Here is a 14,397-nt window from a genome sequence, read left to right on the forward strand (position 1 = left end):
GAAAACGTTTCCCGTTAGTGACATAATGAAGATAATCGGCTTTCTTAAGTCGATGAATATATATTAGGGGGTCAAGACAATGAAATTAGAACAATTAAAAACGGTTGGATTTGTCAACAGTTCTAAAATGGGTGAAAAAAGAATAGCCTTGCTGCCTAAGGATATCATCCAAATAGAACATAGGGAAAATTTATTTTTTGAAGAAGGTTATGGAACTAGTCTAAATATTTCTGATATGGAATATGCAGATCTAGGCTGTCAAATCGTATCAAAAGAAGTAGCCTTAGCCCAAGATATTATTTGCGATCCTAAGATTGGTGATGCAGACTATTTAAAGGATCTGCAATTAGGACAGACCTTGTTTGGCTGGGTTCACGCCGTCCAGAGTAAAGAAGTGACAAATATCTTAGTAGCTAACGAATTATCTGCCTATGCTTGGGAAGATATGTATGAAGACAATCGCCATTCTTATTGGCGCAATAATGAGCTGGCTGGTGAAGCAGCTGTGATGCATGCTTATCAACTAAATGGATCAATGCCTTATGAAACAAAAGCGGCTATCTTAGGTCGCGGCAACACAGCTCGTGGAGCACAACGTATTTTGACCAGCTTAGGGGCTGAGGTTTGTGTTTATAACCGGCACCAAGAAAAGCTGTTCCATAAAGAAATGGCCGAATTTGATGTGATCGTCAATGCAGTCTTGTGGGATACTGCTCGTACAGATCATTTAGTCTATAAAACAGATTTAAAACGACTAAAACCAGGCACTTTGATCATTGATGTTAGCTGCGATGAGAATGGCGCTATTGAAACTACTAAACCAACTACTTTAAGCGATCCAATTTATGAGATCGACCATGTGATTCATTACGCAGTGGATCATACCCCTACCCTCTTTTACCGCACTTCTTCAAGCGCCATTTCAACTGAAACAGCTAAGTATATAGATGATTTGATTGAAGACCGCACAAATACCATCTTAGAAGATGCCTTAATTATTGATCGTGGGCGAATTATTGATCAGCGTATCAATCAATTTCAACAAAGAAACATTCCCGACTTATTCATAGAAACCGACAAAACAGATCCGGCTTCAGCCTTTTGATAATAAAAAAACTGATGAATATTCGGAATTTATCGAATATTCATCAGTTTTTCCACTGTCTTTATAGTGGAATATTAGAAATAGGTTTGACTATCTTTTCGACAAGGCTTTCAGTTTCAAAATAAACATCTACCAATCGTTTTAGTTCTTTTACAGCTTTATCTGCGCGCTGATGTTGTTCTGCATTAATGGATTCAATAACGAGTACAGCATCGGTAGTTTCTTCCGTCAGCATCGTTCGCTGTGCTTCCCGCCAGTTCCAGCAACGACAAACAGCTCCCTTTTCATCTCCATAAATAATCTCTCCAGGTAAGGCAGGTGCATCTGATTCTGCTCCTAAAGGTAAAAATTCTTCGCCGCCCACGGCTACACCAAGATACAAATCTCCTTCAATAGACTTCAGATCTTCTCCTCCACAAGGCAAAGCGTACGTTAAAGAAATACTATTGTAAATATCTACTAAAGGATTGATTGGTTGAAAATCTCTGTCTTGATCAACACGTTTCAACAGAGCTTCGATTGAAGAACGTGCTCCTTTTTTAGTTTTAAATGTGCTGAATGCTTCTCGCCAGTCTTTGATGACGCTGTTTTGGCTGAAAACATCTTCTGTTAAGTATCCTTTGGCGGCTTCTTTACCATCTTTCAATAAGTTGATCAAATAGTGCTCATCTTGTGGTTTTTGATTATTGATTCCTTTCACTACCAATAAATGAAGCTGTGCTTCAGGAAACAACTCCCAAAAATCCTCTTCAACTCTAAACTGTTTCATCGCTTTCACTCCTATTTTTTCGTTAAATTTTTCGTTAAGATCAAATCGGTCTGCTCATCTTCGCCCATGAAAAAGGAATGTGAACCTGTTTGAACGAATCCTAGTTTTTTATAAAAAGCCAAAGCAGCATGATTATGTTCCCAGACACCTAGCCAAATGTTTGTTTTTTGATGAATCTGCGCTCGTTCTACAGCTTGTTGAATCAGTATCTTGCCCAACCCTTTCCCTTTGAATTGAGGCAGAACATAGATCCGTTCTATTTCTAAGGTATCCTCACCTTTTGTTTCAGATTGGGCTTCATTGATATTGATTTTTAAATATCCTGCTAAATCATTACCATTAAATACAAAATAGAATTCTGACTGTTGATTTAGTAATTCCGATGTAAGTTGTTTTGTATTATAAGCTTTTTCTAAGTAGTTGTACAAATCTTCTTCGGTATTTTGGTCTTGAAAAGTATCTCGAAACGTCTCGACACTCACTTTTTGCAACATCTGCAAATCTTCTACAGTACATTCTTTGACTTCAATCAACATTATCCATTCTCCTTTTTCTGTTAATAATCCCTTTTGTGACCTTTCTTTACAGCATTCCAGTCCACTTCTATATTCTCTCTCACTTTTTCTAGCAGATCAGAAAGGTGCTTGGCCTCTTCTGTTGATAATCCGTTCAACGCAACCGCGTTAGAATAAGTATTCTCAGCTAAAATGTGAGGAGCCACTTCTTTCCCTTTTTCAGTTGGAAACAGCCGTTTGATTTTTTTATTTTCCGTGTCATCTTGCCGTTCGATAAAGCCATTATCTTCCAACTTCTTGACGGCTCTAGCTGCTGTTGTTCGATCCACTTTGATTATCTCAGCCAACTTTTCTTGTATGATGCCTGGTTGTTCATAAATACGTACCAAATAAAGATACTGTCCGCGAGTCAGATCGTACTGTTTGAACTCGATATTAGCAATGGAATCCAGTGCTCTGGCAATCATTCCGATATCCCTTAAAATCTCCGTCATCTGCTTTCTCCATTCTGCTTCATTTATTAACTTTATAGTAAAATATTTTTGTTGCATTTGCAACATAAATATCGAATTTCTTAATGCACTAAAAAATGTATTTTTTAGTCTGATTGTTTTACAATAATCTTAAAGCAGACTCAATCCATAGTACTTATATTTTTTTAGAAAGGAGCAGCTCCTATGTTTATTATGTTTGATATCCGTTCATTCAATCAACAGCTGGGTTTCAACCAATCTATGACTTGCCCTCATTGCGGTCGTTTCGGTCGTTATGAAGTTTATATTACAGGCAGTCGCTTCCGTTTGTTTTTCATTCCTCTATTTACCTTTGGAAAGAAATATCTGGTTCATACGACTTGCTGTAATTCTTGGTACGAGTTAGACAAGCAAACGGGTAAAGCGATCCAGAAGAAACAATCGGTGCATATCGAGGAAAGCGATTTGACGCAACTGTTGTCACAAGGAGCCTATACTTCAAAATGCCCCAATTGCGGACATCCAAATCCACAACAGTCCAATTTTTGCCCGAACTGCGGTCAACCATTATCTTAATACTAGAAAGAGTCGCTCAAGCTCATGAGAGCTGATGCGACTTTTTTGTATTCAATAGAATGAATGATTCAGCCGTCCAATTCGATTGAATCAGAGATGTATCCTTTCCATCTTCTTTGTCTGATATACTCCTGTATTTTCTGGACTAAACGATCGTCAGTTGTATACTCCAGCAAGTAGATTTCTTTTCCCTCTTCATCCACTGCACTTAAATAATCCAAATAATATTGCTGGTCATCTGTTGATTGGCTTATAAATGTCTGTTCATCAAAGTCGATCGATGAAAAGACCGTTTCCTGGTTTATACCTGTCAAAATATCATCAACCTGCCCATTCCGCTCTAAATAAGTCAGCACGAACTGGTCCCCTCCATTAATCACAACCGGCTTTTCATAACTCATTAACGTTTTCAGGATAGTTGCCACACCATCATAGACCTCTTCATCTGCAAATTGACCATATACATCCGTATTGTCGATCCAAAATCCATCGATACCTTTCTCAAGTAATTCTTGAGCTAAAATACCTGAAACAAATTTCTGCCATTCTTCATTTCCTGCCTCCACCCAGTATTCCTCTTCCCAATTGTCGTAAGGCTTTAGAATAAGATGTTGGTATTCTTTATAGTAAGAGCGAAACGTTTCTAGTGAGCCTATGTTTAAGTAACTGTAAACTTCTTGGTCTCGAGCTTTCATCTCTGCAATATCGATTGCAGAGATATTCTGGGCATCAATAACAGTTATTTCGAATCCTTCACTGGCTTCAACAGCTCCTCTCCCTTCCAAACTCAAAAAAACACCATAGTCGAAATCTTCGTTCGTCGTATTGGTTGCTTCCGCACAACCAGCTAATCCTAAAACCACGCTTAAACTGCCTACTGCTTTTAATACGGTGAATTTCATCCATCATCACCCCTGCTTCTATCTATACACAAGCTTACCTTTCCAATTGATATTTATCCAATTCTAACTATCTTTACAACCAAAAAAGCTGTTTACTCTTAATCCATCAAGAGCAAACAGCTTTCTTATTAATTTCTTGGTTCTTCATCATCTAGCGTTAGTCAACATTTTAAACCACCAAACACAAAATTTTAAAAATTTCTGGAAGAATCGAGGTTGCTAAAGCAACTACAGTCATGACAAATTACAAGATCTTAGCGTTTCAGCGCTTAGGTTTTGTTTGAAGCTTGTAAGTTTGGAGACCTTGGCTCCAAGCATTCCCGTGGCTCTTAAAAAGCAACCTCGGTTCTGGAAGGAATTTCTGTACCAACATCAATTGACAAAGAACCAGATTTATCTAATCCTTATTTCGATAGAATCTTTTTAGTTTTTGTATGTCAGTTTCATCTATAAAATTTAAACCAAGCACTTCCAGAGCATCACCTGTTTTTATAAACAGATTGATGTGTCCAATTTGTTTAGGGAACAGCCATCTGGTTGTTTGTTCAGAAAAGGATTGGACTTTTTGACGTTCGACAAAGGTTTGAACTTTTGTGAACCATTCTATATTTTGGATACATACTCGATGAGTGGTCTGAATGTGATATCCTTGGTGTTGTTCTTCAAGCCATGAGCTCAGCAGCAACACTGCCATCCCTGCTACAGCTGCTAGTGCCAGCCAATAATTCAGAAACGCCAATCCTGCAGAAATCGGAATAAAGAACAATTTCCATCTCCAGAAGTACCACAATTTTTTGCGGGATACGAACTTTATTTCAGGACGAGTGAAGTTCCATTCCGGCAGCAATTCCGACAACGTCTCATAGAGCTGATTGTCAGAAATAATCGGCAAGATATAGAGTTTTTTGACGATTCCGCTTTCTCCTTCTGCTTCTTGACCGCCTGCCAAAAGCAACTCAACAGTAGAGATACCTAGTATTTTCCTTACCGGTTGCTGTCTGATCTTCAGACCTTGGATTTTTTCTAAAGGAATCTTTTGAATTTTACGTTCGAATAATCCACTTTCAATTGTTAACGTCTGATTTGCACGATTGACTTGAAAGTTATAGTACTGGATAAAGGTTCTTAGAAGAGATAATAGCATCACAAAAACCAAACTGACGAATAAAATCGATAATGAAGCCAACCAACCAGCTCGCAACACACTTTCTGCCATTGAGGTGCCGGCTGTTATCCAATTTTCCGGAATAAACTCAGAAATGAAGATAATAACAGCGATCAATGTTGCAATGATGCTCAAATCTGTTAAGGCAAATAAGACAATTTGGCTGTTTGTGACTGTGTAGTCTGCAGAGTTCAAATCTTTTTCCATCTCCAGACCTGCTGAATGGACTTCGCTTTTTGGTTGTTCTCCTTGGCGATACTTTTCAATCCATTCCCATACCTCAATATTTACTGCTGGCATAGAGGCTTCTGCTTGTGTACTATCTCCTCCAGCCGTTTCGATCAATAGCTGGATCACATTAAATGGTTTAAAGAAAAACCATTGGCGCTGCTTGATCGTTTGGATGCGTTCATAAGGGATATCGGTTTCTCGCTTACGAAAAACACCTCGATAGAGGATGATTTTTTCGGAAGAAATTTGGTAAGATTGAGAAAAATATTTCCACAGAGCTTGAATCAACACCAGTAAAACTACCGCAGATAAAGCGATCAATCCAAAGAGGGTCATCAATTCTCCATTAAAAACTAATAAAAGGAATGCAACTGACCATCTCTTCAACCCACTAAATAAATAAATAACGATCGCCAGAGGATGAAATTTTTTTCGTTCAGACATCCTCTTTCGCCACCTTTACCAATTCAATGATTTGTTGGCGCAATTGAACGGCTTCTTCTACATCTAATCCCGATATATGGTGACTCGATGCTGCTGTATGTATGACGATCTCCATTAATTTTTCTTTGCGTAAAAAGGGTCCTTGTTCTGTTTCGATATGTTGGATCCGATTGATGGGTACATGAGTAATGGTTCTAAAAATATAACCATCTTGAAAAGATAAATCTTCAGGTGTGATCTCATATCGATGGAATTGGTAACGATAAGGAATCAAAAGCATCGCAATGATTGAATATATCAAAACAACGGCAAAATAAATCCCAATGCTCCACACCCATACTCCTTCTAATACTTCCAGCCAATTTAGAAAAGCAGTTACTCCAATTCCTATGATCAAGAAAATTCCTGTTGCCACCAGATTGCTTTTTTTCCACACTTTTTTGATTCGGTCAGGCATTTGTTTTGGCAATAATGGATAATCCACTCTATTCCTCCTCTATATCTTTTTCTTCTTTTATTCTTTCTAGAAAATTGTACTTGCTGTACCTTTTTATCTCAATGATTTTGACAGCCGGATCATGTCGCGGCAGGGTATGCCGTTTTCACTTAGTTCTTCTTCATAATGTTCAGTGAAAAAATCTCTGTCCACACCTGTTATCCTGAAGCCGCATTTTTGATAAAATGCTAATTGTGCAATACTAGAGTTCCCTGTTCCAACTTCTAGTGTTTGATAACCTTGTTCTTTCGCTTTTTCCAAAGCATGACTGATCAATTGTTTTCCGATTCCTTTACTTTGAAAATCTTCTCGTACGACTATATTTACCAGCTCAACCGTTTCAGGTCGGGTAGGCAATAATATGTATGCCCCAATGATTTGATTCTGGTTTTCCATCACAAAGCACTCCGCTCTTTTTAAATAAGTTTCAATGATTTTTTGCGAAGGATCTGCCAGCAGCAATAAATCCATTGGTAACGCTTCATCTAGTTGTAATTTTCTGATCATCTGATTTGCTCCTTACTTTATTTTTAAAGGATCTTGTTTCATTATAACTGAAAAAAACTGTCCGCAGAACTGCAGACAGGTTTCTTTGTTAAATAAATTTCAATACAAAATATGCTACAAACACACCGGATAAAACGTACATGATTTTAGAGACAGCGGCCTGTTTTCCTGAACATACTTTAAGGAATGTATAGAAAGTAAATCCCCATCCGATTCCATCGGCGATATTAAACGTCAAGACCATCATCAAGACCATCAATACAGCTGGGAAATATTCGGTAAAATCTGTAAAATCAATATCTTTTAAGTTGCCTGCAATCAGTAAAGCACCGACAATGACAAGCAGTGCAGAAATGACCGCTAAAGGAATCAAAGCGATAAACGGAATCAATAAGATCGTAAATAAGAAATATATACCTACCAAAAAGGATGTTAATCCGCTTTTTCCGCCAACTGTGATTCCTGTCGCTCCTTCTGCACTTGTACATGTAGAGCTGCAGCCTAATACACTGGCTAATACAACGGATAATGCATTGGATTCCAACGTTTTTTTCAATACTGTCGGATCTTCAGAATTCAAGAAACTGATTTGTGTTCCAAGATTTTGGAAAACTACTAGTATCAGCAGCGAGAAGACTGCTATCCAGTAATTGACGGTGAATACATTTGAAAAATCGAACTGGAACATAAACGGTTCTAAGGTATTCGTGTCGATCAATGAATAAGAGAATGAACCAATGTCTGTTACACCTAAAACGATCGAAACAATCACTCCGAAGATAATCGTCAGCAAGAAATTCCCTCTAACATTTCTGACAAACAATACTAACCCAATCAATAAGGTCAATAGCATCGTCAATGGAACCGGCTGGAAGATATTGTTCAAGGCTACGATCGTTCCTGGAGAAGAAACAATGATTTCACTGTTTTTCAATCCTAGAAAAATCAAGAAGAATCCTACTCCAGCACTCATTCCTTTGATCATCGTCCCGGGTATAGCCAAAAGCAACTTGCCGGTGATATTAAAGTAAGTCAATAGGAAGAATAGTATTCCCACGATCAAGACGATCGATAAACTTTCTTGCCACGTAAAGGCAAAGGCACCCACTAAAATGTACGTAAAGAAGGCATTGTCACTCATCCCAGGCGCTAAGATCAATGGCGATTTAGCATATAGCCCCATCAACATGTTGCTCAGTGCAGTTGTTAAGATCGTAGCGATCATTACCGAATTGTAGCTCATACCGGTCTGAGATAAAATCAGCGCATTTACGGCAACTATATACACGACAGAGACAAAAGATGTGACGCTTGCTTCGATCTCTGTTTTTAAATTACTCCCTTTTTCTTGTATCTGAAAAAATTGCTGTATTCCTTGCATTATCTCACACTCGCATCATAGTGGGTTCCCAAAGCCTTAGGTCCACGTGTTTTTCTTCCAGTGAAGATCAATGCCAGTAAAGTAACTAGGTACGGCAGCATATAAAATACTTCTGTAGGGATCGCATTTGCAAAATCTAGAATTTGGATTTGGTCTTTGATCGATTGTGCAAATCCGAATAACAATGCTCCAAGTAACACTCCGCCTGGATTCCAGCGTCCTAAAATGACGGCGGCGATCGCAATATATCCTTGTCCTGCAATTGTGTTGAATGAGAAGTTGCCGTTAGTCGTCAATACGATCGTAGCTCCCCCTAGAGAAGCGATTGATCCGCTTAACATAACAGCCCAAAATTTGATTTTCATGACATTGACCCCAGCTGTATCGATAGCTCCAGGATTTTCCCCAACACCTCTTAGGCGCAATCCTAAAGATGTGCGGAAGAAAAGATATCCTAAAATCAGAACCGCTGCAAATGCCAGATAGGTTGTCGGATAAGATTGGAACAACGCTTTGCCAATAAATGGAATATCAGACAACACTGGAATGGACGCTTTCAAAAACATATTTTTCAAACGCGGCGTTTCAGCTACTCCATCAAATAACAATTTGACTAAAAAGAATGTCACATTCGAAGCTAACAAGTTGATAACTACCCCGCTGATAACGTGATTCGCTTTGTACTTCAGTGTGGCTAAAGCATGCATACCTGAAAATATCGAAGTAAACACAAATGCTGCTAGTAAACCAATGAATGGGCTGAATTTGCCCATACCAGCTGTTTCAGCAAAATATGCTCCTACGGCAGAAAAGAATGCACCGGAAACCATAAATCCTTCTACACCTAGATTGATGACCCCAGCTTTCTCACTAAGCATCCCTCCTAGAGCACCAAACAACAATGCCGTGGCAAAAATCAAACTTCCGCTTATAATATTGGCTGTCATTTATTTTACCTCCTTTTTCAGCAATGCTTTTTTAGGCAGCATTGCTTTCACGATTCCAGGAGCTGCTACAAAGAAGATGATCAACGAAACAACGATTCCGATAATTTCACTTGGTACACCTGCTCCAAATTGCATCCCTTGAGACCCATAATTCAATGCTCCGATCAGAATTCCGGATAAAGTCGTTCCTAATGTAGAATTGCCTCCTAATAGCGCAATAGCTACTCCGTCGAAACCGATACCGCTTGTAGAAGAAACGATTGCTACATATCCGTATACCCCTAAAGTATCCAATGCACCGATCAATCCGCCTAAAGCTCCGGAAATAAACATAGTACGAGTCAAAATGCTGTTTACTTTCATCCCCGAGTAGTTAGAAGCATTAGCATTCAGTCCGACTGTTTTTGTTTCATAACCCCAACGTGTTTTTTCAAAATAGTAGTAAAACCCAAAAATAACGAACGGCACGATGATGAATCCCCAATGGATACGAGCGCCATTAAACATTTCATTCAATGATGGGAAAGTGATCCCTGCCGATTCTTTGATCATAGCAGAACGTTGTGTTCCCTCTTGTGCTGCAAAAACTTTGATCAAAATGTGGCTTAAGTACAAAGCGATGTAGTTCAACATGATTGAACTGATGACTTCATTTATCCCAAATCTTGATTTAAAACTAGCGATCAATACGCCCCATACTCCACCAGCAACGACACCGGCCATGATTGCCACGATGCCGTGAATGACTGGAGGCAGATCCACAAGCGTTCCCACTAAGAGAGAACTGACGCTTCCGATAATAATCTGTCCATCGACCCCGATGTTGAAAATGCCCGCTTTGCTGGCTACCGCAACGGCAAATCCACTTAAAATCAGAGGAATGATTGCACGAATCGTTTCACCCATATCATAAACTGTTCCCACTACTTTAAAAACCAATGATTCATAAGCCACTAATGGGCTGTATCCGCCGATCAGCATGACCGCTGCTCCGATAAAGAGTGCGATAAGAACGGCAATTACCGGAATCATTACATAATTATTTTTTGTATTTCGTCTGATTTTTTCCATATTCTCATCCCTCACCCGATCCTTTACCGGCCATCATTAATCCTAGTTCTCTATCATTTGTCTCCTTAGGATTGGTTTGTCCGATGATTTGTCCATCGAAAATAACGTCTATTCTATCTGACAATGTCAAGATTTCTTCCAGTTCAAAGGAAACCAATAATATAGCTACACCCTGATCGCGCAAGCGAATAATTTGGCGATGAATGAAATCGATCGCTCCAATATCCAATCCTCTAGTAGGTTGTACAATGATCAACAGATCAGGGTTTCGGCTGATTTCTCTTGATAGAATAATTTTCTGCTGGTTCCCGCCTGACATTCCGCGCACGATCGTATTTTCATTCTCAGCACGAATATCATAGTTCCGCATAGCTTCTTTTGCTTCCTCATACATCAAAGCTTTGTTTAATTTAATGCCTTGATTGTATTTACCTTTGTAGTACTCGATCAAAATCAAGTTCTCAGCAATATTGTTGTCCAGCACCAATCCATGTTTGTGTCTGTCTGCCGGCACATAACTCACACCTGATTCGTAAATTTCACGAGTCGTTTTCGTTTTTTGAGAAACACCGTTGATAAGAATGTCTCCCTCATCAAATGCCCGCATTTTTACGATGGCTTCCGATAACTCTGTCTGTCCGTTGCCATCCACTCCTGCAATCCCTACGATTTCTCCTGCAGCAACTGACAAGTTGATATTGTTCAAAATTTTCTTTTGGCTTGAACCAAACATCGTCAGATTTTTGATTTCCAATACATTTTGTTTCGGACTGTAATCTTCTTTCATGATCTCACGAGAAATATTTTTACCGATCATCATTTCAGCCAATTCTTCTTTATTGGTTTCTTTAATGTCTACAGTGGAAATGTACTTCCCTTTGCGAATAACAGTACATTTATCTGCTACTTTCATGATCTCGTTCAATTTGTGTGTGATCAAAATGATCGATTTGCCTTCAGCAACCAACAACTGCATGACTTCAAGCAGTTCGTTGATCTCATCCGGCGTCAATACCGCTGTCGGCTCATCAAAGATCAGCAGATTCGCACCGCGGTACAAACACTTCAAAATCTCCACTTTTTGCTGCATCCCGACTGGAAGATCTTCTATCTTGCTGTTTGGATCTACTTTCAATCCGTATTTTTCAGAAATATCTCTAACTTCTTTCACGGCTGCTTTCATATTCAAACGCATGCCGCTCTTTGGTTCCATACCGATAATGATGTTTTCAGCCACCGTAAAGTTCTCGATCAATTTAAAATGCTGATGAACCATTCCGATTCCTAAGTGAATAGCATGATTAGGGTTTTCGATTTTTGTTTCATTTTCATACACCGAAATACTGCCGCCCTCAGGTTGGTACATACCAAATACAACATTCATCAAAGTAGATTTTCCTGCACCGTTTTCGCCCAGCAAGGCGTGGATTTCTCCACGTCTTACAGTTAGCGAAACATCATTGTTAGCAACAAAATCACCAAATTTTTTTGTAATATGTTTCAACTCTAACACTTTTTCAACTCGTGCTTGTTTCATCATTTTTCTCTCCCTTATGGTTTATCAGGAACGGTGATCTCTCCAGAAATAATCTGTTTTTTGTATTGTTCTACAGTGTCTAACACTTCTTGAGGCACGTTTTTCTCAGAAGTATCTGCTAGTCCAACTGCATCTTCCGCCAATCCTAAACGAACTACTTCTCCACCTGGGAAGTTTCCATTTGCTGTCTCTACTGAAATGTCATAAACAGCTTTATCAACGTTTTTCATCATAGAAGTTAATGTGATGTCATCCCCAAATTCTAACGACTGATCTTTATCTACTCCGATGACCCATACTTTTTCTCCATTATTGAAACGTTCTTGTGCTTCGTTGAAGACTCCGTTTCCTGTACCTCCTGCAGCATGGAAAATGATGTCTACTCCATCGTTATACATTGTGCCTGCTGCTGATTTACCCATATCTACACGGTTGAAGACCCCTGTGTAGTTGGCTACTACTGTCGCATCTGGATTGACCGCCAGAACTCCTGCTTCAAATCCAGCATGGAAACGTTGGATAACTGGAATTTCCATTCCGCCAATGAATCCAACTTTATCAGTCTCCGTCATACTTGCTGCTACTACACCTGCTAAAAATGCTCCCTCATTTTCTTTGAAAGAAACAGAAACGATGTTTTCGATTCCTTCGATCTCAGCATCTACGATTCCCAGCTGTGCTTTAGGGTTGTTATTGGCAATCGTTGTAACCGCATCTGCTAATGTAGCGGCTGTCGCCCAAGTCAAATCCGTATTGCTGTTGACAAATTGAAGCAAACTCGGCTCTACTTCTGAATCCGCTGTGGGTTCTAAGTATTTCACTTTGTATCCTTCATCTTCTTGCAGTTGTTGTAATCCTTCCCATGCACTTTGGTTGAAAGATTTATCGTTTACGCTTCCTAAGTCTGTTACCATTCCGATGTTAAAATCACTTTCACCAGCACTTGATGCTTCATTGCCGCCTCCACAAGCTGACAACAATGTCATTGATAGTAAAGCAGCTCCGATAGCTTTGATAGTTGTGTGTTTCATATTTATCACTCCTGTATTTTTATAGGTTAGTTTAATTCTGATAAGAAACTTGTTCCATTTTCCATTTTTGCTATTCCAAAATTGTCTGCGATCGTTGCACTGATATCTGCAAAGTGTTGAGCCGTCTTCAGTTCTCCTGCTTGTTGAAATTGTTTTGAGAAGACCAGCAATGGTACGTATTCGCGAGTGTGATCCGTTCCTGGAGCTGTCGGGTCGTTTCCATGATCTGCCGTAATGATCAGCACATCGTCTTCTTCAAGCCGTTCAATGATCTCTGGCAATCGTTCATCAAATGCCATTAATGCATTTCCGTATCCTATCGTATCTCTTCTGTGTCCGTATAAAGCGTCGAAATCTACCAAGTTTGTAAAAGAAAGTCCCTCAAAAGGTTGTTCCATCACTTTCAACAGCTGATCTACACCATCCATATTGCTTTTTGTTCGAACAGCTTGAGTGATGCCGTGGCCGTTGAAGATGTCACTGATTTTTCCTACTGCAATCACATCTTTTTCGTGTTCCTTTAATTTGTCTAGAACAGTCGGTCCAAATGGACTTAGCGCATAATCGTGTCGGTTAGCTGTTCTTTTGAACGACCCAGGTTGTCCTAAATAGGGCCGTGCAATGATGCGTCCGATCATATAAGGATCGTCTTTAGTGATGTCACGGACATACTCGCAAATGTCATACAATTCTTCTAAGGGAATGATGTCTTCGTGTGCTGCGATTTGAAGAACAGGGTCTGCAGAAGTGTATACGATCAACGCTCCTGTTTTCATTTGTGCTTCACCCAGTTCATCTAGGATACCTGTTCCTGAAGCAGGTTTATTTCCAATGATCTTTCTTCCTGAATAGGCTGAAATTTTATCCAACAGTTCTGCAGGGAAGCCTTCCGGGAAAACTCTGAATGGAGTGTCGACTTGTAAGCCAGCTATTTCCCAATGGCCTGTCATAGTATCTTTTCCTACACTTTTTTCAGCTAATTTTGTCCAATAAGCTTGGCTGGTCTCTACTTTTTCAACGCCTTTGATGTCCGCAATATTTCCTAGACCCATTTTTTCCAAATGGGGTAATTTTAATTCCATTCCTTCTGCAATATGCCCCAGTGTGTGAGTTCCTGTATCATTAAACGCTGCAGCATCAGCTGCCTCTCCAATTCCGACTGAATCTAAAACAATCATGTGTATCCGGTTACATTTCATAGTCCATTTCCTCCTATTTGATGCTATAATAGTATTGTTCTTAAATTT

15 protein-coding genes are annotated in these 14,397 nt (G+C 39.4%); 2 read left to right on the plus strand and 13 right to left on the minus strand.

Features of this window, described 5'->3' with window-relative positions; translation table 11 throughout:
• Positions 1-79 precede the first annotated feature (79 nt).
• Entirely contained in the window at positions 80-1,105 is a 1,026-nt protein-coding gene (locus ACE025_RS07935) for a N(5)-(carboxyethyl)ornithine synthase (RefSeq protein WP_485939158.1), read from the plus strand.
• Between the two features lie 61 nt (positions 1,106-1,166).
• Here the strand turns inward: ACE025_RS07935 and ACE025_RS07940 are convergent, their stop codons facing one another.
• From ACE025_RS07940 to ACE025_RS07950, 3 genes are read right to left on the minus strand one after another with little or no spacing between them, the layout of a single operon-like run.
• Positions 1,167-1,874 (minus strand): B3/B4 domain-containing protein, encoded by a 708-nt coding sequence (locus tag ACE025_RS07940; RefSeq protein WP_485939160.1) that lies wholly within the window; start codon positions 1,872-1,874, stop codon positions 1,167-1,169.
• 11 nt (positions 1,875-1,885) lie between these two features.
• Entirely contained in the window at positions 1,886-2,410 is a 525-nt protein-coding gene (gene paiA / locus ACE025_RS07945) for a spermidine/spermine N(1)-acetyltransferase (protein WP_485939162.1), read from the minus strand.
• Positions 2,411-2,430: 20 nt separating this feature from the next.
• Positions 2,431-2,883 carry a MarR family winged helix-turn-helix transcriptional regulator gene (locus ACE025_RS07950; protein ID WP_485939164.1) on the minus strand — a complete coding sequence of 151 codons (453 nt, stop codon included), beginning with the start codon at positions 2,881-2,883 and terminating at the stop codon, positions 2,431-2,433.
• 183 nt (positions 2,884-3,066) lie between these two features.
• On the opposite strand from ACE025_RS07950, the gene ACE025_RS07955 reads away from it, so the two are divergent.
• Positions 3,067-3,438, plus strand: coding sequence for a zinc ribbon domain-containing protein (locus tag ACE025_RS07955; protein ID WP_485939166.1), 372 nt, complete (start codon positions 3,067-3,069; stop codon positions 3,436-3,438).
• Between the two features lie 68 nt (positions 3,439-3,506).
• Here the strand turns inward: ACE025_RS07955 and ACE025_RS07960 are convergent, their stop codons facing one another.
• From ACE025_RS07960 to deoB, 10 genes are all read right to left on the minus strand, one after another.
• Positions 3,507-4,340 (minus strand): endo alpha-1,4 polygalactosaminidase, encoded by an 834-nt coding sequence (locus ACE025_RS07960; protein WP_485939168.1) that lies wholly within the window; start codon positions 4,338-4,340, stop codon positions 3,507-3,509.
• A gap of 397 nt (positions 4,341-4,737) precedes the next feature.
• A complete protein-coding gene (locus ACE025_RS07965) occupies positions 4,738-6,180 on the minus strand; it encodes a PH domain-containing protein (RefSeq protein WP_485939170.1) in 1,443 nt (480 codons plus the stop codon).
• The gene (locus ACE025_RS07970; RefSeq protein WP_485939172.1) at positions 6,173-6,664 is read right to left on the minus strand and encodes a PH domain-containing protein; all 492 of its coding nucleotides are present in this window, start codon (positions 6,662-6,664) and stop codon (positions 6,173-6,175) included. Before ACE025_RS07970 ends, ACE025_RS07965 begins: the two co-directional genes overlap by 8 nt.
• Before the next feature lie 66 nt (positions 6,665-6,730).
• A complete protein-coding gene (locus tag ACE025_RS07975; protein ID WP_485939174.1) occupies positions 6,731-7,183 on the minus strand; it encodes a GNAT family N-acetyltransferase in 453 nt (150 codons plus the stop codon).
• Between the two features lie 88 nt (positions 7,184-7,271).
• Positions 7,272-8,564: an NCS2 family permease gene (locus tag ACE025_RS07980; protein WP_485939175.1), complete on the minus strand. Its 1,293-nt coding sequence runs from the start codon at positions 8,562-8,564 to the stop codon at positions 7,272-7,274.
• On the minus strand, positions 8,564-9,511 hold the full coding sequence (locus ACE025_RS07985; protein WP_485939176.1) for an ABC transporter permease: 948 nt from the start codon (positions 9,509-9,511) through the stop codon (positions 8,564-8,566). The genes ACE025_RS07980 and ACE025_RS07985 overlap by 1 nt, the downstream gene beginning before the upstream one ends.
• Complete coding sequence (locus ACE025_RS07990) at positions 9,512-10,582, minus strand: ABC transporter permease (RefSeq protein ID WP_485939177.1); 1,071 nt, start codon at positions 10,580-10,582, stop codon at positions 9,512-9,514. It lies immediately after the preceding gene.
• A 4-nt stretch (positions 10,583-10,586) separates the two neighbouring features.
• On the minus strand, positions 10,587-12,119 hold the full coding sequence (locus tag ACE025_RS07995; RefSeq protein ID WP_485939178.1) for an ABC transporter ATP-binding protein: 1,533 nt from the start codon (positions 12,117-12,119) through the stop codon (positions 10,587-10,589).
• 14 nt (positions 12,120-12,133) lie between these two features.
• Entirely contained in the window at positions 12,134-13,150 is a 1,017-nt protein-coding gene (locus ACE025_RS08000) for a BMP family lipoprotein (RefSeq protein ID WP_485939179.1), read from the minus strand.
• Positions 13,151-13,176: 26 nt separating this feature from the next.
• On the minus strand, positions 13,177-14,349 hold the full coding sequence (gene deoB / locus ACE025_RS08005) for a phosphopentomutase (protein WP_485939180.1): 1,173 nt from the start codon (positions 14,347-14,349) through the stop codon (positions 13,177-13,179).
• Between the last annotated feature and the right edge of the window lie 48 nt (positions 14,350-14,397).

The organism is Desemzia sp. AGC72 (genome assembly GCF_057334175.1).